The 21,602-nt window shown below is 58.5% G+C and carries 18 protein-coding genes; 9 read left to right on the top strand and 9 right to left on the bottom strand.

Annotation, left to right across the window (positions count from 1 at the left end):
- Window positions 1–34: 34 nt before the first annotated feature.
- On the bottom strand, window positions 35–712 hold the full coding sequence (locus tag GXB78_RS03685) for a DUF3313 domain-containing protein (RefSeq protein ID WP_329514323.1): 678 nt from the start codon (window positions 710–712) through the stop codon (window positions 35–37).
- 212 nt (window positions 713–924) lie between these two features.
- Here GXB78_RS03685 and GXB78_RS03680 point away from each other — a divergent pair, with 212 nt between their 5' ends.
- Entirely contained in the window at window positions 925–3,291 is a 2,367-nt protein-coding gene (locus tag GXB78_RS03680; RefSeq protein ID WP_329514321.1) for a tetratricopeptide repeat protein, read from the top strand.
- Window positions 3,292–3,663: 372 nt separating this feature from the next.
- Here the strand turns inward: GXB78_RS03680 and GXB78_RS03675 are convergent, their stop codons facing one another.
- Window positions 3,664–4,638 (bottom strand): hypothetical protein, encoded by a 975-nt coding sequence (locus GXB78_RS03675; RefSeq protein ID WP_329514319.1) that lies wholly within the window; start codon window positions 4,636–4,638, stop codon window positions 3,664–3,666.
- Window positions 4,639–5,044: 406 nt separating this feature from the next.
- Window positions 5,045–5,536 carry a hypothetical protein gene (locus GXB78_RS03670; protein WP_329514317.1) on the bottom strand — a complete coding sequence of 164 codons (492 nt, stop codon included), beginning with the start codon at window positions 5,534–5,536 and terminating at the stop codon, window positions 5,045–5,047.
- 232 nt (window positions 5,537–5,768) lie between these two features.
- Here GXB78_RS03670 and GXB78_RS03665 point away from each other — a divergent pair, with 232 nt between their 5' ends.
- From GXB78_RS03665 to GXB78_RS03640, 6 genes are all read left to right on the top strand, one after another.
- Entirely contained in the window at window positions 5,769–6,704 is a 936-nt protein-coding gene (locus tag GXB78_RS03665) for a hypothetical protein (RefSeq protein WP_039760434.1), read from the top strand.
- 78 nt (window positions 6,705–6,782) lie between these two features.
- The gene (locus GXB78_RS03660) at window positions 6,783–7,697 is read left to right on the top strand and encodes a halovibrin HvnA (RefSeq protein WP_329514314.1); all 915 of its coding nucleotides are present in this window, start codon (window positions 6,783–6,785) and stop codon (window positions 7,695–7,697) included.
- Window positions 7,698–7,711: 14 nt separating this feature from the next.
- Window positions 7,712–9,103 (top strand): hypothetical protein, encoded by a 1,392-nt coding sequence (locus GXB78_RS03655; protein WP_329514312.1) that lies wholly within the window; start codon window positions 7,712–7,714, stop codon window positions 9,101–9,103.
- A 73-nt stretch (window positions 9,104–9,176) separates the two neighbouring features.
- Window positions 9,177–10,106: a halovibrin HvnC gene (locus GXB78_RS03650; protein WP_329514310.1), complete on the top strand. Its 930-nt coding sequence runs from the start codon at window positions 9,177–9,179 to the stop codon at window positions 10,104–10,106.
- Window positions 10,103–10,558 (top strand): DUF2599 domain-containing protein, encoded by a 456-nt coding sequence (locus GXB78_RS03645; RefSeq protein WP_329514308.1) that lies wholly within the window; start codon window positions 10,103–10,105, stop codon window positions 10,556–10,558. The genes GXB78_RS03650 and GXB78_RS03645 overlap by 4 nt, the downstream gene beginning before the upstream one ends.
- A gap of 116 nt (window positions 10,559–10,674) precedes the next feature.
- Window positions 10,675–11,367, top strand: a complete 693-nt coding sequence (locus GXB78_RS03640) for an aspartate/glutamate racemase family protein (RefSeq protein WP_329514306.1) — start codon at window positions 10,675–10,677, stop codon at window positions 11,365–11,367.
- Here GXB78_RS03640 and GXB78_RS03635 read toward each other — a convergent pair whose 3' ends face one another.
- Window positions 11,368–11,886: a GNAT family N-acetyltransferase gene (locus GXB78_RS03635; RefSeq protein ID WP_329514303.1), complete on the bottom strand. Its 519-nt coding sequence runs from the start codon at window positions 11,884–11,886 to the stop codon at window positions 11,368–11,370.
- A 302-nt stretch (window positions 11,887–12,188) separates the two neighbouring features.
- Here GXB78_RS03635 and GXB78_RS03630 point away from each other — a divergent pair, with 302 nt between their 5' ends.
- Entirely contained in the window at window positions 12,189–14,801 is a 2,613-nt protein-coding gene (locus GXB78_RS03630; RefSeq protein WP_329514301.1) for a hypothetical protein, read from the top strand.
- A 799-nt stretch (window positions 14,802–15,600) separates the two neighbouring features.
- Window positions 15,601–15,960 carry a DUF6124 family protein gene (locus GXB78_RS03625; protein WP_329514300.1) on the top strand — a complete coding sequence of 120 codons (360 nt, stop codon included), beginning with the start codon at window positions 15,601–15,603 and terminating at the stop codon, window positions 15,958–15,960.
- 630 nt (window positions 15,961–16,590) lie between these two features.
- On the opposite strand, the gene GXB78_RS03620 is transcribed toward GXB78_RS03625, so the two are convergent.
- The 5 genes from GXB78_RS03620 to GXB78_RS03600 form a co-directional block, all read right to left on the bottom strand.
- Window positions 16,591–17,571, bottom strand: a complete 981-nt coding sequence (locus GXB78_RS03620) for a LysR family transcriptional regulator (RefSeq protein ID WP_329514298.1) — start codon at window positions 17,569–17,571, stop codon at window positions 16,591–16,593.
- 243 nt (window positions 17,572–17,814) lie between these two features.
- Complete coding sequence (locus GXB78_RS03615; protein WP_329514296.1) at window positions 17,815–18,756, bottom strand: peptidylprolyl isomerase; 942 nt, start codon at window positions 18,754–18,756, stop codon at window positions 17,815–17,817.
- Complete coding sequence (locus GXB78_RS03610) at window positions 18,753–19,223, bottom strand: YbjN domain-containing protein (protein WP_329514294.1); 471 nt, start codon at window positions 19,221–19,223, stop codon at window positions 18,753–18,755. The genes GXB78_RS03615 and GXB78_RS03610 overlap by 4 nt, the downstream gene beginning before the upstream one ends.
- Before the next feature lie 16 nt (window positions 19,224–19,239).
- Entirely contained in the window at window positions 19,240–19,869 is a 630-nt protein-coding gene (locus tag GXB78_RS03605; RefSeq protein WP_329514292.1) for a DNA repair protein, read from the bottom strand.
- A 17-nt stretch (window positions 19,870–19,886) separates the two neighbouring features.
- A complete protein-coding gene (locus tag GXB78_RS03600) occupies window positions 19,887–21,584 on the bottom strand; it encodes a putative porin (protein WP_329514290.1) in 1,698 nt (565 codons plus the stop codon).
- Between the last annotated feature and the right edge of the window lie 18 nt (window positions 21,585–21,602).

Below are 21,602 nucleotides of genomic sequence, written 5' to 3'. Positions count from 1 at the left end.
GCCTGTTCACCAAGAGGCCATCAGCCTCACCCGATCATTTGGCCTCGGACTTGAGCTTCAGATAGGTCTGATGCAGATCACTCGCCCAACCATCGATCACCACTTTGAAATCATTGGATTTCAACACCTGCGATGAATTGTCCAGCGGCTGGCCAGTGCCCTTGCGCACCACTTGAGCCACCACCTTGTTGCTACTGCCATCGAGGAATACCGCCTCGGTGGCCAATGTGGTTTCCTGATCGCGAATACCGGCGGCAGTGCTGACTGCTGCCGCGACCAGCGCAATCGGAATCACCTCATACACATGCAGGCCTTCGGTCTTGCTGCTCACCGCCGTGATCGCCGGCCGTACCACGATGACACCAGGCCCAGGGCCGGTGGCCAGCGGCAGCGACTTGCTCAGCTCACGCTTGAGCGCCTGATCGTAATAACTGGTGATGCCATTGAGCGTCTGCTGGGGGATTTTTTCGGTGGCTTGCGGCTTCGGATACAGCTGGCTCGGCTCAACGTAGACGCTGGTGAATTGATTGATGTCGAGTTTCGGGTCCATCCAGCGCATCACCTCGGCACCCGACGGTGACTTGGTCTCCTTCAGTTGACTGTAATCCTTGAGGAAACCGGAATACTGGTCCGGCTCGACGGTCTTGCTGGAACAACCGACCAAACCGAGGGCGGCGATGCACAACGTGCCCATCATTACGGCTAGCTTCATGCTGTAACTCCTGTCAGAAGGCCAAATCGTTTGCATAGGGGGAGTTACAGGTATAGCTAAAACCGCAGCAATTGCGATGGCAAATTACAAAATTCACACGTCGCTGCGCAGCAAGTCACAACGCTTATTTGACAGATGCGCGGCATGCGGCAAAGCTGCATCGAGCTGCAAGCACGCAAGAAGGCCAACGCACCCGGACTACGGAAGTCGCAATGCCCAAGCATAAAAACAAAGCGGTGCAACCTGAGCCTGAAGCGTCACCCTCCTCCTTTTCACGTTTCGTGTTCCCGACCATCATCGGCGTGCTGCTCGCGGCTGTGGCCGGTATCGGCTGGTTCCTGTCCAGCCCGGCGCCGGCGCCTGTCAAACCGGCCGCGATCAGCACGCCCGTAACAGCGCCGCCCAAGCCGCAACCGGTAGTGGCGAGCAAGCCGGCAAGCCTGGTCGATGAGCAGCAATGCCAAGGCTGCCACAGTGCACAGGTCAAGGACTGGCAAGGCTCCCATCACCAATTGGCCATGCAGCCGGCGACAGCCGAAACCACCCTCGGCGACTTCAACAACGTAACCTTCAAGGCCGAGAACGAGACCACGCGGTTCACCCGCAAGGGCGATGAATTCTGGGTCAGCGCGCCGGGCAGCGACGGCAGGAATGCCGACTTCAAAGTCGCCTACACCTTCGGCATTGCGCCGCTGCAGCAATATCTGATCGACGTCGGTCAGGGGCGCTTGCAGGCCCTCGGCGTGGCGTGGGATAGCGAGAAGCGTCGCTGGTTTCATCTCTACGCCGGCCAGGGCGTGAACTTCAAGAATCCGCTGCACTGGAGCAAGCCGAGCCAGAACGCCAACTTCATGTGCGTCGAATGCCATACCACCGGTTTCAAGCGCAATTTCGACGCGGCAAGCAACACCTTCAATAGCCAGTGGAACAGCCTCGGTGTCGGCTGCCAGGCCTGTCATGGCCCTGCGTCCAACCATCTGGAATGGACGCAGAAAAAAGACGATTTGATCCACAAGGGTTTCGACGTCGATCTCAAAGACAAGAACGCTACCGTTGAAATCGAAACCTGCGCCCGCTGCCATTCCCGTCGTGCGCCGCTGGGCGATGGCTTCACCGTCGGCAAGCGTCTGATGGACGATTACCTGCCCAGCACCCTGACCCGCGAGCTCTACGAGCTGGACGGCAAGATCAACGACGAAGTTTTCGAACATGGCTCGTTCCTGCAAAGCAAGATGTTCGACAAGGGCGTGCGTTGCAGCAATTGCCATAACCCGCACAGCAACGAACTGAAGGCACCGGGCAACGCGGTGTGCCTGCAATGCCACAACACTGCGGGCAAGACCTCGGTGGCCGGCGTCAACGGCAACGGCTTGCAGGCGAAGAACTACGACTCCATCGAACACACTCGCCACGCCATGGGTCAGCCCGGTTCGCAGTGTGTCGATTGCCACATGCCGGGCAAGTTCTACATGGGCAACGACTTCCGTCACGACCACAGTTTCAGCATTCCCAACCCGGAGCGCGCACAGAAACTCGGCACGCCGGACGCCTGTCTGACCTGTCATCAGGGCAAGGCTGGCGACAAGGTCACCGCGCAGTTCAAATTGTGGAACGCTTCTGCCTCCAGCGCTCAGCAGGCGCCGCGTTATGACGAAAGCCTGTGGTTGATTCGCAACGGGCAGGCCGGTGCGGCCGACGCGCTGTATCAGCAATTGCAGCGCAGCAACGTGCCGGCGATCCAGCGCGCGACGCTGCTGGCGGAATTGCCGCTGTACCCGAGCGAACAGGCGCTGAAGCTGGCCACCAAGGATCTCAAACATCCAGAGCCGCAGGTACGCGAAAGCGCGGTGCGGGCAATCAGTGCATTCCTGCCACCGCCGGAGCGTGGGCCGTTACTCTCGCCGTTGCTCGATGATCCGGTAAAAGCGGTGCGCATCGTCGCCGCCCGGGATCTGCTCGGCGCCGCGCGCGGTAACGGTCTCGGCGCTGCACAAGCGAGCTGGGACGTGGCGATTGGCGAATATGAAGCGGTGCAGAAAAGCCTGCTGGAACGTGCCGAAGCCAATCTGAACCTGGCGATGCTCTATCAGGCCAGCGGGCGCAATGCCGAGGTCGAACCGTTGCTGCGCAGTGCCTTGCAACGTGACCCGGATTTCTACCCGGCGCTGGTCACGCTGGCGCAGTGGCTGGAAGCGCATGGACGCGCCAGCGAAGCGCAAAAGCTGTTGGATGACAGCCTCAGGCAGCACCCGAAAGTGGCACTGTTGCAGCACACGCTCGGGTTGTCATTGATCCGTGCCGGCCAGTCCGACGCAGCCATGCCCTTCCTGCACAAGGCCGCGCAACTGGAACCGGAAAACGCGCAATACGGTTATGTACTGGCGGTGGCGCTGCATGACCGCGGCAAGGTTGATGACGCGTGCGCAATTCTGGAGGGCCTGCTGAAGGCACAACCGACCAACCGCAATGTGCGGCTGGCGTTGGTTCGGTACTACCTTGACAGCGGCCACGAGCCCAAGGCGCAGGTGCTGCTGCAGGGCTGGAAGAAGATGAATATGGGCGATCCGGCGCTCAGGTGACCGGCTGGAGATTGGTGGCCCCTCACCCTAGCCCTCTCCCAAGGGAGAGGGGACCAATCGGGGAATATTCACGAGCAGCACCGACTTGAGCGATCGGCTTTGAATCCATAATCGACTCGGTCTTTCATGTCGATATCACGCAAGACAACGCGGTCAGTCCCCTCTCCCTCTGGGAGAGGGTTAGGGTGAGGGGCTGTCAAACACAGTCCCCTCTCCCTCCGGGAGAGGGTTAGGGTGAGGGGCTGTCAAACACAATCCCCTCTCCCTCCGGGAGAGGGTTAGGGTGAGGGGCTGTCAAACACAATCCCCTCTACCTCCGGGAGAGGGTTAGGGTGAGGGGCTTTTGATTTTCCGGCTTTCAGAATCGAACAATCACCACGAAGACGTCTCCCCACTCCGCAACGCCATCTCCCGCCGGCTATTGGCACGCATCGCCTTGATCAGCGACACCGTCCCCACCAGCAGAATCGCCGCACCAAACAAAAAGTCGATGTTGTACAGCTGGAAATCCTCCACCGGCCCGATCAACAGCGTGCGCACCACCGCAATCGCCACCAGCGTCGCAAGAAAGTCGATGCCCGGCTCATCGCGGTAAAACACCAGCATCAGCGGCAGGCACAGCACCAGCAGAAGCAACAACACCAGCACCTTGAACGAGCCTTTGCGCTCAACGCTGAACGCGCACTCGTGTGCTCCGTAAGGCTTGTAATCCTCGTCGCGGATCATCGAGTTTTTCTCGTTGATGTAGTCGGCGCGGTTGTACTTCTGGATCGGCGTGAAGGTGTTGGACATCTCCATCAGCGTGGTGATGTTCTTGAAGCGCAGGTCGACGCGCTCGCTGCCCTTGAGGTAATACAGCACCGGTTTGTAGCCGTAGCGATAGGTGTCGAACGGGAACGCGGCGGTCTGCGCCTGCACGCCAATTGCGCGAGGCTCAAGTTCGGCGAAGGCGCTTTTGTTGGTCGACGAGAGGTTGCGGCTCAGCGGCTGCACCTTGACCTGCTCAAGGAAGATCGGCGTCACACCGAACGACCACTGCAACGGTTCCAGACGCAGGCGCAGTTCGTTGCGGCCCAGGTCGTAGCGGTTGAAGGTACGTTCGGAAACCACCAGCGAACCGCCGACCATGAACTCGCCGCGCAGGTTGTTGGTGACGCGCAAGGTCAGTTGATCCCTGCCCAGCAACGCCGCTTCCGTGGTCGGCGGCGTGCCGCACCATGCGGTGCTTTCGCCGACACCGCCGAGCTGGCCGTCGCGGTTTTCCTTGAATACATAAAAGTAACTGGCCCACAGCGTCAGCAGCAAAAGCGACGCCGTGAGACCGAGGATTTTTTTGCCCGGACTCACTGATCAGACTCCCTTCTTTGGTTCCATCGTCCAGCCGAAAACCCGCTGGCGACGGCGACTCTACCAAAAGGCCATCAGTGACCCAAGGGAAAATGCCGGATCGGTGGCGAACCTAAGGGTTTCCCCGGTATTCGCGTCAACCCGTGCAGGAGTGAGCCTGCTCGCGATAACGGCGCCGGAGGATGTGAAGCCGGGTTGGGTGAGTCTGGATATATGGGGTGTGTCAGTGGACTGCCCTCACCCTAGCCCTCTCCCAGAGGGAGAGGGGCTGACCCGGGTGTTTGTTCGAGTTACATCGACCTGGAATATCGCGCCGAACTCTGGTTTTGAACAGCACTCGGTCTGCCCCCTTTCCCCCTCGCCCCCTTGGGGGAGAGGGCTGGGGTGAGGGGGTAAGCTCTTGATCTTAACCGCGATCGCGAGGAATCAGGCTTTGCAATTGCTGGGCAAGAAAATTCGCATCAAAAGCAAACGTATCCGGATCCTTCAACCCATTGGTCTTGCGCCACTGCCACGTGCCATCCGCCAGGCCAACCAGCGAAACACTGCCGTACCGCGCCGCCGTCAGCCCCATCACCGCCAGAGAAATCTGCCCGCCGCTGCCCATCACATCCGGCACGAATTCCACCGGTTTGCCGGCAATCACAATGCTCAACTTCTCCGTCTTGAACGTCGACGTTTCCACCGGCACGCTCGGCCCTGACGCGACATACGCTTCGCGACTCACCTCCAGCAGATTTGGCGTCTTGACCGGCTCAAGCCATTGCTCGATCTCATCGAACAGCGCACCAATCCGTGTGGCCCATGTAGCCGATTGCGTGGTGAACAGTTGCTTCTTGTGCGCTTCGCTTTCGGCATAGTGGCGAAGCATTTCGCCCAGTTGCTGTACGTCGTTCATGAGCAAGTTCCTTGATTGGCCAGCGAGAACGGATAGTGGCAGATCAAGGCGCCTGTGTACGTTTAACCGCCCATGCCAGGCGCCTTGACTGAAGCCTTTAATCGACAGACGGTTAAAAAAAGTGAATTTACCTGTCAGATCTGACAGTGCGCTGCGCTACGAAACCAATGTTTAATTTCAGTGCGAGGTAATCGCTCAGTGAAGACGGCATCAGGACGCAGGGAACAGCGAAGTGAAAAAAATCATTCTTTCAGTTTCAATTGCAACACTCATTGGTTGCGTCCAAACGGCCCCTCAGACACCGTTCGAGCAAAGCGGCAGTAACAATTCGCATGTCGCCATGACCGGCCCGCAAGTGGTCGAGTGGCTGAATACCTTGTACAACTCGAAGCCCCAGAACTGCCATGAATCAGCCAACCAGCCCGCATTTCTCTGTTCGGGGGTCATTTTTCGAGTCACTGACAAAAAGCCAGGCGAGACTCATCACGTCTGGAACCCCAGCCCGACGTCCGTCAAAAATGGTGGCGTGTCATTTTCCTATCTGAGGACCGACTCCAAATACGGTCGGTTGGCATGGGGCCATGGGAACGGGTTCATGTTGTACCCGATTTTCGGCGCCCCACAAGACAAGGTCGACCTCGATGTGTTGTGTTCATATCCAATCGATGGATGGACCTGGAACCGCACCACGCCTTGCGGTCATCACGCCTCGTATCCGGCATCCAGCCAGCGTTGCCAAAGTGCAGGGGTAACCACGGCCGAGCAGTGGAAAAGCGTGTGGGACAACTCACCCAATAGCCATCACATTCGCCAGTGCGGCTTCGATGTTTCAGAGGCAACCGGCAAGCCGGCCGCGGTGCCGTTCTATCAATCGGTCAGAGCGCGCGGAATGTTGAGTCAGAATCCAACGCATTTCACTGAACAGAATGAAGTCGTGGTCAAGACCTGGCCGCAGAATCTGCAAGACACCTTACCGCTCATGGCGTTCTTCTTTATCGCCGGTGGCGGCAATGCCGGTCTCCCCGAGGCTCAGGGCAATCAGCAGGACTTTTACAACTCCACCACCCGACGAATATGGGTGCCGGTCATCCGTTTATTTCCGCCTTCGACCCCCACCAGCGAGGCCACGTTCCAGTACGTCGAGTCCGACCAACTGATCAAGCCTTGAACGTTTCTGCTTGTGCGAATTACTCAAAGTTACCCAGCGTTTTGATGTTCCTTTACGGCCCACATGGAGGCAGGCGAGATGAACAAGACATACTTACTGTTGCTGGTGCTATTGCTGTCCTTTGCAGGGTGCCGCAGCAATGAGCAGGTAGCGTCAATACCACCGGAACAGGCGGCGGGCTCCGTAAGCAGCATATCGAGCGTTACACAAACCGGTGCGGAAGTTGCGACCAGCCTTACCGCCCGTTACAACGATGTCAGAACGAACTGCGGTTCAGCCTCCATGCCGGCGTTTCTGTGTCGCGGCATCGTTTTACGCTCCACGGTTCCGTCCACAGCATACAAAGCCTGGAACCCAAGCCCGCACTCGCAGAAAAGCGGTGGCGTATCTTTTTCGTATCTGAGCAAGGACGCCAAATTCACCGGGCTCGTGTTTGGTCAGAAGAACGGCTACATCTTCTACCCCGTGCTGTCACGGCCTATCGGAACGCGCCAGATTGAAGTGCTCTGCTCTTATCCCCTCGACGGCGCCACGCAGCTTAGAGACGCCCCCGGTTGCGGCGCCCACCCCTATTCGCCCGACCGCAGCCGGCGTTGCCAGACCATCGGTATCACCACTGCCGAAGGCTGGATAGCGAATCGCCGCAGCAACAGCTGGAATCTCTGCAGCTTCGATGTACGCGACTCCATGAACAATCAAGGCGCGGATTCTTTCTATCAGACTATTCGCGCCCATCAACTAGAACGTTTTTTCGCCGGCGCACATGACTACATCGAGCTAATTCTGGCGACCTGGCCGCAGAACATTCCTAAAGAACTGCCTATCGAGGCGTTTTTCTATCTGGAAGGTGGCCTGGCAGGCGCTCAGTTCGACCAGAAGGATTTTTTTGATTCAACGGGCGGCAAAGTGGTGCCGATTGTCAAAATCGTTTTGCCCGCCATCCAGAGTGCCGACGCGCAATTCGTTTACAGCGCAGCTGACCAGGTCAAATAAACCGGGAGAGAACCATGTCGGTAAATATCGATTCTCAAGCGCAGCCCCTCGATATAGCCCCCGTGCTGATTCCCGGATGGGTAACCGCGATACAGCATCCTGACGATCCGCACGGCGGCGTGCCGTTGTCGCTGGCCGTAAACGGCGAGGTCCGCTTGCTGGTCGATCCTTGGTTGAACCAGAACGCTTTCGACACGGCCGGTATATTGCTCGAAGATTCGCAAGTGCCGGTGATTCCTCACACGATCCAACCGGGCGAAGAAAACCAGCGTTTCACCATGAGGCTGCCTGAAGGCATGCTCAGGAACGGCATCAACCGCATCCGCCTGCAAGTCACGCGGGTTACCCAGGCACCCGTAGAATCGCCGACGTTGAAAGTGCTCTACAACCGCCCCCGCCCAGCGGGTGAGATTGCGCAAAGCGGGGACAATCCGAACCTGGTCATGACATTACCGGACGATGTGCTCAAAGGTATCGACGCCGCGCGCGCGGCGGCCGGCGTTGATGTCACGCTGCGTTACATCCATATGCGCGAGCGAGACGTTATTACGCTCGATTGTGACAGTCAGACCAAATCCCACACCGTCACTGCTGCACAAGCAGCCGCAGGCGCTGTGGTAATGAAACTGTTCACCAACGACTTCTGGCAAGACAATCCGAGGTTCGCATTGCGCTTCAGGGCTATAGACCAGCTCGGCAACTCATCGGGGCCACAGGCAATCTGGTCCGCTGCCACGCTGGTGGATGTTCATATCCGCAAACAGCCGGAACTGGATTTGCAAGCGCCCAAGGTTCTGGAAGCAAAGGAGCTCAATGGCAGCCAGCTGAATTTCGTCAAAGACTTCTATGAGGCTGCCTTCGCCACCGTGGAGGTCAGCTACACCGGTTCCGACACAGGACAAACCGTGCAAGTCCAATGGCTGGGACGAAACTACACCTATCGCACAGCCGTACAGACCGTAGCCCGCCCGGGGCAGATATTGCGGTTCCAGATTCCGCGACTTGAGGTCATCGACAACGCCGGCGCCGGCCACGCAGAGGTGACCTATACCGTGAGGCGGCCTGGTACCACGGTAGAAATTCCCTCATGCGATCTGGACTTGACCGTTACCGGGCAGAAATATCTTTTGGGAGAACCCTCCCTTAATTCCGACAATACCAATTTAAGGGCTTATTACCCCGCATTGATTGATGGTTCCTACACGGTGCGCATGGCGTTACACGGCGTCGTCGTTCGCTACGGCGAAGAGGTGCTGATCAAAGATCCTGACTACACCAACCTCCCGATCCCTGCGGCGTGGATCCTGGAAAATCGAGGACGAGAGGTGATTTTCAACTACACGCTGAACCGGACAGGCGCCAGCGAGCCACTGGTTTTTTCCTGGTGCCGAAGAGTGAGGCTTTAGCGGCGTACCACGAGAAAATTCTACTCGAACACTACATTCCAGAATTGTCATTCAGCGAGACAAGGACTACGTCATGCGCAAAATAATCGGTTCACTGCTTATAGCCTTGTTGATTGGTTGCTCTCAAAGCCCATCGCAACCGCCACATATCACCAACGACAGCAATGCTCTGGCACTGGACGGTCCCGCCACCGCCAGTTATCTAACGACGCTTTATGGCCGCAAGTTTCCCAATTGCAACAAAGTGGATTCGCAACCCTCTTTCCTTTGCTCAGGCGTGATGCTTCGGGTAACAGTCAAAGACCCCAACAACACTTATAAGGTCTGGGAGCCTAGCCCTATCTCTGTTACCAGCGGCGGCATCTCGTTTTCCTACCTTCGTGCCGACACCAATTTCGGCCGATTGGCCTGGGGTTACGGCAACGGCTACATTCTTTACCCGGTCCTGGAGCGACCCGCCAATACCGATCAACTGCAAGTTCTGTGCTCTTACCCGATGGATTCCTGGGGCTGGCATCGCGGTAAGAATGGCGTGTGCATTCCTACCCCTGCACACCCTGAAAGCGGCTACTGCCACAACGCGAATGTAACCACTGCAGAGCAGTTCAAAGCAGCCTGGGACAGGTCAACTGTGAACAAAAACCTCCAACAGTGTGGCTTCGACGTGCGAGACGAGCGTAATACCCTGGCAGCTCCGGCGTTCTATCAATCGCTGCGCGCCAAGGCAATGTTAGGCACTACCGGTTTCAACGAACACAACGAAGTGATCATCAAAACCTGGCCAGCCGGCGAGGCAAACGCATTTCCGATACTGGCGTTTTTTTATATTGCCGGCGGGACCGACCCTAAACCGCTCGCCGATGCAAGATACAACCAACAAGACTTTTACAACTCCACAACCCCCAATAGAACGATACCGATCATCCGTCTGGTGCCCGCGACCAGCGCTACTGGTACTGCGACTTTCAGCTATGTCGAAGCCGATCAGGTGGTGAAACAATGAACAGATATCACGCGAAATACTGCCTGCTCGCATTGGCACTGACCGCCTCCTGGCTGCGCATGACTGAGGTTGCCGCTGCCGAAACCGCACCCTCCGCAGTGGATGGCGAAAGCGTGATCGTGATTGTCGAGCGCTGTAATCGCTACATCCAGAACGCCTATTGGTTTTACCGGGACTATCAATGGGCGCTTGCCATTGTCCCCACACCCTGCGCCCGAAGAACCCAGGAACCTGGCACGCCTTTCATCTGGGACGAACTCTCGCGCGACTATTCCAATAGTCACTACTGGCAAAATAACCATGGCATGCGCCATCAACTGATTTGTCATTTGGCGATTGCGCGAGATAAACCTGAATGGAATCTGGAGCCCTGGCGTCCGGACGTCGGCTATCAAAGGACGCTGGAAGCAGGCTGCAATCACGTCGTGCCGTTGCCGGAAAACGCACCATGACACCTGAATGAAAGTTTGCCGATACAGTTGATCCGGAGCTGGCGTGAGGCGGCAAACCACCGGAAACTTCGGGCAGGCCAGGCTCCATCGAGCCCGGCACTGCCCGAGGATTTCAAATGCGCACCATCGGCCTTATCGGCGGCATGAGCTGGGAGTCCAGCGCCGAATACTATCGTTTGATCAACCAGCAGGTCCGCGACCGCCTCGGGCCGTTGCGCTCGGCGCAGTTACTGATGTTCAGCGTCGATTTCGGCCCGGTCGAACAGGCCCAGCACGCCGGGCGCTGGGACGACGCGGCGGCGATTCTGGTAGATGCCGCGCGCAGGCTCGAAGCCGGCGGCGCCGATTGCGTGGTGCTGTGTACCAACACCATGCACAAGGTCGCCGAACAGATTCAGGCGGCGATCAGCATTCCATTCCTGCACATCGCCGAACCCGCCGCCCAGGCCGCACTGGAAATCGACGCACGCACGGTCGGGCTGCTCGGCACCGCGTTCACCATGGAACAGGACTTCCTCAAGCAGCGCCTGATCGCCCAAGGCCTGACCGTACTAGTGCCGGATGAAGCCGAGCGCAAGGATGTCCACCGGATCATCTACGACGAACTCTGCGTCGGGGTGATCAGCGAAACCTCACGCCAGACCTACCAACGGGTAATCGAATCCCTCACCGCCCGTGGCGCCCAGGCGATCATCCTCGGCTGCACCGAAATCGGCCTGCTGGTCAAACCTGAACACAGCGCCCTGCCCCTGCTCGACACCACCGAACTGCACGCGCAGTCGGCGGTGGCCTTCGCACTGGGCGACTGATCAGGCTTTCGACGAACCGCGCAGACGGGCCATGCTCAGGGTGTCGACCCACCGCCCGTCGCGCACCGCGTAATCACGCAACAACCCTTCGGCCTCGAAACCGAACTTGCGATAAAGCCCGATCGCCGCTTCGTTATCGGCGTACACCGTGAGTTCGACGCGGTGCAGATTCATCCAGTTGTCGGCAACGTCCAGCGCCGCCGCCAACAACTGCGAACCGACACCCTTGCCCTGCCACGCCACCGCGACGGCCATGCCGAAACTGCCGGCGTGGGCGCGGCGCATGCGCGAATAAGCCTCCAGGCCAATGTTGCCAATCACCACGCCCTGATGCAGCGCCACCAGTTTCAGCGCGCGTTCGTTATCGGCCTGCAATCGCTGGCGCCAGACCTCGATGGACTGAAACGGCATCTGCAGCACTTGTCGTGCGACCGCCGGGTCGTTGTAGAGCGCGGTGATGCCTTCCAGATGGGATTCGCTGGAGCGTTCGAGGTGGATGCTGGGAGATGGGTCTGGCATGTGGATCGGTCCGTGATCAGGATGTGGCTGGTCACTCTAAACCGCTGATCTTGAATCTGGCGAGATGTAATTGTGGGAGCGAGCTTGCTCGCGAAGGCGGTGTGTCAGTCAGCACAGAAGCCGAACGTACCGACAATTTCCCGAGCAGGCTCGCTTCCCCAGCCGCCGCGCGAACAAGGGCTGATCCGACCATTCGTCTGAAAACCGCCCGCACCTGTCAGATCTGACAGGTGTGTTTTTTTTCGAACTGGAGTGAGATGGATCACACCTCAGGCGAGGCAAAATTCTCAGGGAGCGCATCCATGGATATCCAGTCTTCGATTTTCAACGAGCTGTTTGTTTTGTACCCCGTCATCATCCCGGGCTGGGTCACACCGGTGAAGCCGGACGGCATTGCCCATGGCGGGATTCCCAAGGCGATTTACGACGGTCAGACGCAAGGCCTGGAATGTCTGGTAGATCCGTGGACGGAAATGCAGCTCGCTTCCTGGACCATGGCCGCTGATGACCGCGTCGATCTGTACGTCAACGACATCCCTACTCCCGTAACGGGCAAGACCGTTGCCCCAGGCGAAGAACAGCAGCGGGTGCGCTTGGACTTGCCCCATGGCTTGCTCAACCAGGGCGTCAACCGCCTGTATTACAAGGTCACGCGCGTAGGCGATAACAGTGAATCGTCTCGGGACCTGCTAGCCCTCTACTATCTGCGTCTGCCGGAATCTCTGGATCTGATCATTCCGCCGGATGTAGTACGTGAAGGCGTGGGGCCGGAGCTCGCCGCACAAGGTGTGACATTTGCTTTTACTTACATCAACAGACGCCACTCCGACTCCATCGTGTTTGCGCTCGGCGATACCACCGTGCGCTTCGATGTGCCCGACGCGCCGGCCCCGATCAACCTGACGCTGTTCACCGATACCTTCCAGCGCGCCGGTGACAACCCGAATGCTGTGGCGGAATTCAGAGTATTTGACCAATTGGGCAATGCAGTCATGTCAGGTGAAAAGCGTGTGGACATTCACCTCAGCCGCCTTTCTCTGCCGGCACCCACCGTTCGAGGCATGAACGGCAACCAGTTCAGTCCGACCACTCCGGAAATCAGAGTTCTCGTACCGCAGGGTTCGTTACTGCCTACCGACACGGTGTGGGTGAAGTGGCAAGGCGCGACAGATGTCCCTGAGGGCTCCTACACAAGCCCGCCTCGGCTGGTCAGTGCAGGCCTGGAGATTGCGGTGCCGCGTTCGGTGCTTGCCTACAGCCTGAGCCAGGGGGTCCCAGTCAGTTATTTTGTCGAGCGCGACGGCAAACCCGTGGAATCGGCAGTGTTGCTACTGGATATTCTGCCGCTCCCGGAAACCGCTTTGGTCGCACCGAAAATTGTCGAGGCCGATGCCAATAATTTTCTCGATGTCACGGCGCTTGGAACCAAAAACGCAACCATTCATGCGCTGCTGCACACGTTAATCGAAGCCGAACAGCCCTGCTGGCTGCGGCTTGAGGGTAAGAAGGCTGATGGCACTGCACATAATCTGACGATCTGGGCAGGATTACCCGCCAAGGTCAACAGCACTTGGATCAGGCAAGGCTTCTGGCCGAAGCCGCTGGCTAACAGCTATGTCGTGCAATTGGGGCATGGCACGACGCTGACGCTTAAGTACCTGGTGGCGCTGGACAAGAGCAATATCGAAACGAACGCAGTGAAATTTCCGGATCGGGTTTACACGATCAAGTCTGTGGAACTGGTTGTGCCGACATTGGACAGGGTATTGGACTCGAACGGTGAGGAAGTGCTGGAGGGGGGATGGACGGTCAGCACTAGCTTAACGTTGTCGGGAACTGCCAGTAAGGGACTGGAGATCGAGGTGTTCGATGATGATGGATCGAGCACTGTTGCCAAAGGGCGAGCGACGGCCGACCCGCTGACGGGGATCTGGACACGGGAAGTAACTGTTGCTGAAGGGAAGCACCGGTTGTTTGCGAGATCGTTGTATCACGGTGGAGAAGTTGATTCTGAAGCGCGGAGCTTTACTGTCACAGCGGATGTTGCGCCGACGATTGATTCGGTGAAAGGCTCACCGAGCGGGGTAGAAATACCTGAAGGGGGTTCAACTTCGGATACAAGTGTGACGGTGACAGGGAAAGCAGCCAACGGACTGAAAGTGAATGTTCTTGACGGAGCAAGCTCCATTGCTGATCCCATAACCAATAGGGAGAATGGCGTCTGGACGGTAACGGCCACCTTTGGCGTCGGATCGCATGAACTAACCGCAGAGGCGTTGTATGGCTCTGGGCAGAAGTCCGCAGTGAGAAAATTCAAAGTCGTAGCCGCGCTAGCCATTGATCAAAGTGTGATGAACCTTGGCGCAGTGAAATTCGTACAAAGCTACGGGTGGGGCACCAAAGAAGTTCCCGGAAACGTTCTGACTCGGCAGGCACAAGGTGGCACTCCACCCTACACCTATCAATCAGATAATCCGGCCGTGGCTTCAGTGACTGCAGGGAAGGTGAGTGGTTTAAAAAATGGCACAACAACGATCCGAGTGCGCGACGCTTCAGGTGCTTCCGTTTCGTTTAGTGTGAATGTAAAAAACGTTTATCGCATTACCAAAGGAAGTACGACGTATAGCGGCGAAGCTGGAAGTATTGCCGCACAACAATGGATCAGAAGCCAGGGTGGGCTCGACCTCCTCCACATCTATTGGAACGCCGCAACCCTTAACGCTAATTTCACAAATGTTCTCGGTGACTTGTTAGAGGGCATTCAATTGGGAAGCCCTCTGGCCTCGTGGATGTACACATACCATCCCTATATGTCCGCCTACGAGTCCAGGTATGTGTCCTGGTCAAATGGCATATCCATTCACAGCGGGGTCTTGGCCAGCCCATTTCGGGCACTGTTCGTTGTCCCGATATGATGGTTGAAGCTATCCAATCGGCTTATTGATTTAAATCCACCTGTCGCCTCTCAGTATAATGTTGCGAACTTGGCCAGCCCGCGAACTCGTTTGCGGGCTTGGTCAGACTGCTGTACTCAAAAATCGTCCATCGGCTTCTTCGCGCTCGTTGAACATGCGCCTTTGTCACCTGGTGTTTCACAAGCGAGGTATTAACTAATGCTGAATCGCTCGTTCCGCTCAACAATGTACAGGGTCCGTAGACGCCTGCGCGTAACGCACGTGTTGCGCCTCAGCACTGACAGTTGCCATGTATGCAACCGCATCCGACTCGGCAAGTAGCCCAAGCAACGCATCCGTTCAAACCCGCTCATATAAAAAGGAACACATTTATTCACCAGTCCCAACCATGTAAGCCACACTCGATAAAGTGCGGAATTCACTGATGGAGACCATATTTGCTTTCCGACAATCACCAAGTCTTACGAATTTTAAACTCAGGCGTTTAAAAGACACCTCCAGACACGGTCTCCAGGCTACAAATCCTTGCGCCGTTGCCTACAGCCAAGCCAGAATCCGCCGGCTTGTGCGCCTTGGGGGCGGGTTCTATTGTGGTGCGGTCGCTGACGAATCAGCGATCGGGTCTCGCAGCCCGTCGATCTCTGGACGCACAACATCCGCTACTTATGGCGGCTGTACGTGGGAGACCTTCGGGTCTGCCGGTTCTAGAGTCCCGGTCTGCGACCCGCGTATAGCTGCCACCAACCATTTCGTATCGCAGCGAAAGGTGGCGGCTCCGTCGACTCTAGGAGCTTCACCCATGATCAAACCAACACCCAACCCACCCGAAACCGACCCCACCTCCCCCTACGAATCCCTCGACTCAAAAAAACTACACGAAGCCGCCGACCGCGCCCTCGACCACTACCTCTGCCCACCCGGCTCCACCCCGCCGCCGTATAGCCCTCGCGCCATGTACGCCGTCACCGCCGACACCAAAAACGAAGACCTGCTGGCCAACGCCTGCGAAACGCTGGCTTCGGCCAAAACCATCGCTCAGGAATTCGCCGGACTGGTCAAGCCATCCCAGCGGCGGACGCTGATGGGGATTGCGCAGTTGATCATGCTCGGGGAATTGGCGGTGAATCGGGTGCTGGATAATCTGGAGATGCCGCGGTAGCGGGCCTCGCTACAGGCTCTGAGTGAGGCGCCGTCGCTGCTGACGCCATCGCGGGCAAGCCCGCTCCCACAGGGGATTTGTGTAGCTCACGCGGCTGCGGTTACACCGCTGAATTTGTGGGAGAGAGCCTGCTCGCGAAAGCGGTTTGTCAGTCACTGTGGCTTCGACTGGCGGATTGCTTTCGCGAGCAGGCTCGCTCCCACTGTGGATACGGTTTGGTCAGTTACGGGTGTGGGGGCTGGGCTGGCGTGATCGCGAGCAGGCTCACTCCTACACGGGATTGCGTCAAGGCTGGAACCATTCGTGGCGTTCGTTGAAGGTTTTGATGATCGTTCCCGCGCTCTGCGTGGGAATGCCTCAAGGGACGCTCCGCGTTCCAGCTCTGGGGGGACGCAGAGCGTCCCGGGCTGCATGCCCACGCGGAGCGTGGGAACGATCAACGCGTAAGCAATGAAGATTCTTGTGGGAGCGAGCTTGCTCGCGAAGGCGGTGGGTCAGTCACTGAAGCTTCGGCTGGCGAAGTGCGTTCGCGAGCAGGCTCGCTCCCACTATTGATGCGGTTTGTTCAGTTACGGGTGTGGGGGCTGGGCTGGCGTGATCGCGAGCAGGCTCACTCCTACAGGGGGCGGGTCAAGGCTGGAACCATTCGTGGCGTTCGTTGAAGGTTTGCTGGATGAGGTCGGTGAGGGCTTGGATTTCGGGTGTGTGTTGCGAATCGGCGTTGATCGTCATCCACGCGTGTAGCTGCATCGGTTCTGCGAATAATCCGGGCAGTGCGGTAAGGCCGCGGTCGAAGCGGCTCATGTATGACGGCAGCAAACCGATGCAAGCGCTGCAGCGAATCATCTCTAACATCAATTCATAAGATTGCATCTGCACTACGCCAGCCAATCTCTGCTCCACTAACTCGTTCCAAGGCCGAAAGCTCTCAACCCGTCGATCATGCTGCCACTGCACCAGCATGAAATCCGCCAGATCATCCGGTGTTTCTGGTCGTGCAGTCACGCGGCTGTAGCGCTTGGCAATATGCGGTAGATAGCCGATCCGCGCGAGGTGTTGCGGTTCGCTGGTGGTGAACGTCGGGCCGGGGTTTGGGGTTTCGCCGGGGGCGAGCCAGAGGACGATGTCGGCGCTGACGGCGCGCAGGGCCAGTTCGCTGTCGAGGGCGATGATTTCCAGGCGCAGGCTGGCGTTGCGCCGCAGCAGGGCGATGAGGTCGCGGCCGAGGATGTCGTGGAGGATGGATTCGGCGATTGCCATGCGGATCAGTGGTTGTTCAATGACCGGCAGTTTGCGTTCGTGGGCCAGGGTGATAAGTCGGGCCTGCAATTGCTGACCTTCGCGGGTCAGGCTGAGGTTGCTGCCCTGGAAGCTGAACAGGCTGTGTTGCAGTTGCTGTTCGAGTAGCGCGAGTTGTTTGCGCAGCAGGGTCGAGCGTACGTTGAGGCTGCGCGCGGCTTGCATGAAGCAGCCGCAGCGGGCGCTGACGAGGAAGTATCGGGCGACTTCGCTGTCGATGGTCGCCGCTTGGTTGAGCCAGGGTTCGGGTCTGGTTTGCGGTGAGCGGTAATCGCCGGTGGCCGGGCGTCCTGCGGGTTCGGTGAATGACATTGATGACTCCCTGTCGATCTATGTAGTTGTCGTTACGCAATTCTTTGTAGGAGCTGCGGCACGCTGCGATCTTTTGATCTTCAGAAGCAAAATCAAAAGATCGCAGCCTCGTTGCACTCGACAGCTCCTACAGGGTCGATGTGTGTTGGAGCTGCGGCACGCTGCGATCTTTTGATCCTCAGAAGCAAGATCAAAAGATCGCAGCCTCGTTGCACTCGACAGCTCCTACAGGATCGATGTGTGTCATTTGCCCATTATTTTGTTCAGTTCGGCGCCATCAATGCTCAGGGTGGCGGTGTTGAGCATGCCGTCCAGATACGCCTGGGCGATCTGTTCCTGGCGTTGTGCACGCAGGGCCTGGGTCAGTTGGTCGCGCAGTTCATCGAGGGTCGCGGTGCGGGCCGGTTGTTGTTCGGTGAGTTTGATCACGTGGAAGCCGGCGGCGCTTTGCACAGGATCAGACACGGCGCCAACCTTGAGCCGGGCCACGGCGCCGCGTACTTCCGGCACCAGTTGCTGCAACGGTTGCAGGCCGGTGTCACCGCCCCGCTCTGCCGTCACGCGATCCTGCGAATACTGCGTAGCCAGTGCAGCAAATTCACCCGGCGCCGACTGCGCCTTCTTGCTCAATTCGGCGGCCTGTTTACGCACGGTTTCCAACGAAGCGGAATCACTGACACCAAGGAAAATCTGACTGACCCGATACAGCGCCGGCGTCTGCCAACTTTCCTTGCCCGCGTCATAGGCCTGCTGCAACTCCGCTGCGCTTGGATATTCCGCCGGTACCTGACTCACCGAGCGCAAGTAATCACGAAAGACGATCTGTTCCGTCGCCGCACGGGTCTGCCGGGCGACGTCGGGGCGCTGCGCCCAGCCCTGCGCATCGGCCTGGTCCAGCACAGCTTTTTCGGCCAGTCGCGAACGGATCCAGCGCTCCAGCGCCTCACGGTTGCCGCGCAGCTGTTCGCGGGTTTGCGCCGGGACAGTCGCCAGCAGCGCCTGCAACTCCTCTGGCGAAACCTGCTGATTGCCCAACCGCGCCACCGCTGGCCCGGCTGAAACCGCTGCCAGCGGCGACGGCTGCTGGGCAGCGACCGGATCACTCCCGGGCCGCAGCACCAATGCCACGGCCACCACCAACAACGCCAGCGCTCCGGCGCCGATCACCATGGCAGGCTTTTTCACAGCGCGACTTCCTCTGCTTCGGCAACGGCGGCTTTTGCGGTTTGCGCACCCGCGGTCTGGCTGAAATCACGCAGGTAAACGATGAATTCCTGCAACAGGCGATCCCACAATTCCAGATTGCCACGCAGGTGCTCGTCGCTCACGCCCGCAGCCACGATCACGTCCATCTCCATGACCAGAAACTCGCCCTGCAACGACAACCGTGCAAAGCGCCGCGTCGCGTTCCACTGCTCGGCGACGCCCTGGGGCAAGTCACCCTGCACGCGCAAGGCGCAGCTGAAGGTGAAATCGACAAAGCTGCCCTGCTCCAGCGCCGGATTGCCGAAACGCACCGCGTAGCCAATGCCCTGACTGGCGCTGAGCAGTTGGACGATGCCGTTCTGTTCGCTCGGATTGACGCGGTAACCGGCGGCTTGCAGTACCTCGGTCAGCGATTGCGGGGAAACGTGGGTGATCAATTGAGTCATGCCTTTCTTCCTTGTATCAGTGAGCGATCGCGGCCTGCGGCGCATCGAATTGGGTCTTGTACAGCTCGTCGCCGAAGCCCTGTGCCAGTTCTTCGAACTTGACCCGGGCGCTACCGGCGAAGGGCTGGCGGATCTTCATCACTTCGGCGACATCGATGTTTTCGTAGGCGCTGAGGATCTGTTTGGCGACGCCGTACATTTGCTGATTCTTGGCTGAACATTGCTGCACTTGTGTGTCACGTTCCGCCAGTTGCGCTTGCAGCTTCGCGCGTTCGGCTTCTTTGCCGCGGGCAAGAACCAGCAAATCGTCATAGGCCTTTTTGAACTTTCCGGTCTGCTCGGCACTGGCCGCCACTTGCGCCTGCGCCTGGCTGTGCAGGCTCTGTTGCTGCCCGGCCAATTGCTCGGCGAGGCCTTTGGCTTTGGCCAGTTCGGCAGTCAATAGCTTGATTTGCGCCTGGGCAGCTTTCGCTTCGTTCTGCGCCGCCAGTTGCGCGGCGCTGGCCTGGGCCTGCTGGCTTTGCAGGGCCTGCAATTGTTGGGTGGTGCTGCGCAATTGCGTGCGCAGGCGTTCTTCCATGCCCTCGGCGCTCGCCCCGGTGGCAATCAACAAACCCAGGCCCAACGCCAGAAAACGCGTGTTCATAAAGCTCTCCCGGCGCTTTAGAAGCGCGTGTTGATCTCAAGCTGCAAGACGTCGATGTCGAACGGCGCGCCATACACCGCTTCGGTGCTCATCCAGCGGCCGGTGGCGGAAACGTTCTTCGCCAGGCCGTAGTTGCCGCCCATGAAATAGCCCTTGGCATTGGTGCCGCCGAGGTGGAACGACGAGTCGTTGAAGCCGTCCGGCAAGGCGTCCGGCTGGATGTACTTGTAGCCGGCGAACAGGTTCCAGTCGCCCTTGCGCTTGAGGTCCAGCGCGTTGCCGAGGGTGAACTGCACCATCCATGCGTTGGCGCCGCTTTCGATTTCGCCGCTGCTGTCGAGGTTGTTGACGATCTGCCCGGCGGAACGCTTGCGCATGTCGCCTTCGTCGTAGCTGAGGTTGTGGATGTAATTGCCCTGGCTGCGCAGTTTGAAGTCCTGCGGTAGATCGGCGTCCCACACGACGTTTAGATCGAGCAGGTTGAACTCGGACGCGAGGCCAACAAATTGCGGCTGCGGCGTGGCGCTCGGGTTGAGCGGGTTCGGCGTGATGTCACGAAGGAGGAACACGCTGTTGCCCTTCTGCATGAACGCTGCGCGAGTACCGTCGCTGTCGCAGCCCGGCGCGCCAGCCCACGGCTCGCAAGGGCTGGAGCGCTGGCCTTGAATGTCGTCGAAGCGGTAGTAGGCCAACGCACCTTTCAGGCGGTTGTTGCTGTTGATCGCCCACTTCGCGCCGAGCTGTGCGCCGTACAGCCATTTGTTGTCGCTCTCTTCCTTGTCGAAACCATTGCTGCTGGTCGTGTCGTTGGTGTAATCCACCGGGAACGCGCCGACGGTGCCGAACACACCCCAATCGCGGTTGAGCTTGTGGTCGAAAATCGCCGCCACACCATCGAAATTGAGGTCGTTGGAATAGAGCATGTCAGTGGACATGAACGGGTTGGCAAAGCGCCCGCCGGTCAGGGTCAGCTCATCCATTGGCTTCCAGGTCAAATAGCCTTGATCAAGCCAGATATCTTTCTTGGCGAAGCCGCCACCGAGGTTTTGCGTGGTGGAAACCGGGTTGTTGTCCGAACCGGTGCCAATGCGAATGCCAGCGGTCCATTCCTCCGAAATCACCGCTTTCATGCCCAGCCGGGCGCGCAGGCGAAAGAGGTTTTCGCGGTCCTCGCGGGTGTTGAGCAACGGCGGCAGACTGGTGCTGCTGTTGGGGTTTACGTCGTACGGGCCGTTGTTATTGAGCTTGGCGAAGTCGACGATTTCGTTGCTGTTGTTGCCCGAGTAGTAACGCGATTCGTCACGCAGACGAATGTCGCCATCGAAGCTGATGCGCGAGGCCCAGTCCGGGAAGGTATTCGGCGCTGCCCAGTTTTCCTGTTTGGCGGTGGCCATGACCTCGGCCTTGACCTGATCGCGGATCTGATCACGCACCGCTGCCGGGACGTATTGCACACGGACATCGCCCGGCGCAGCGACCGGCCCGGCGGCGACTGCGGTGGACGCGGCAGCCTGTTTGGCCTGCGCGGCTTCGTTCTGCGCCTGGGCGATCAGCGCGTCGGCCTTGTCCTGTTTCAGAATGCCCTGCTCGACCAGCAAGCGGATCAGATTGATCGTGGCGTTCTCCGAGGGCGCAGGCGCTGCCACGGCCTGACCGACCAGGGTCGCAATGACCATGCCGACCGCCAGGGACAATCGATTCACATTGGAAATCATCTGCACACAACTCCTTTT

The organism is Pseudomonas moraviensis subsp. stanleyae (assembly GCF_036283065.1).
Classification (GTDB): Bacteria; Pseudomonadota; Gammaproteobacteria; order Pseudomonadales; family Pseudomonadaceae; genus Aquipseudomonas; species Aquipseudomonas stanleyae.
The sequence above is the reverse complement of the archived record's forward strand: the minus strand, read 5'-3'. Positions and strand labels throughout refer to the sequence as shown.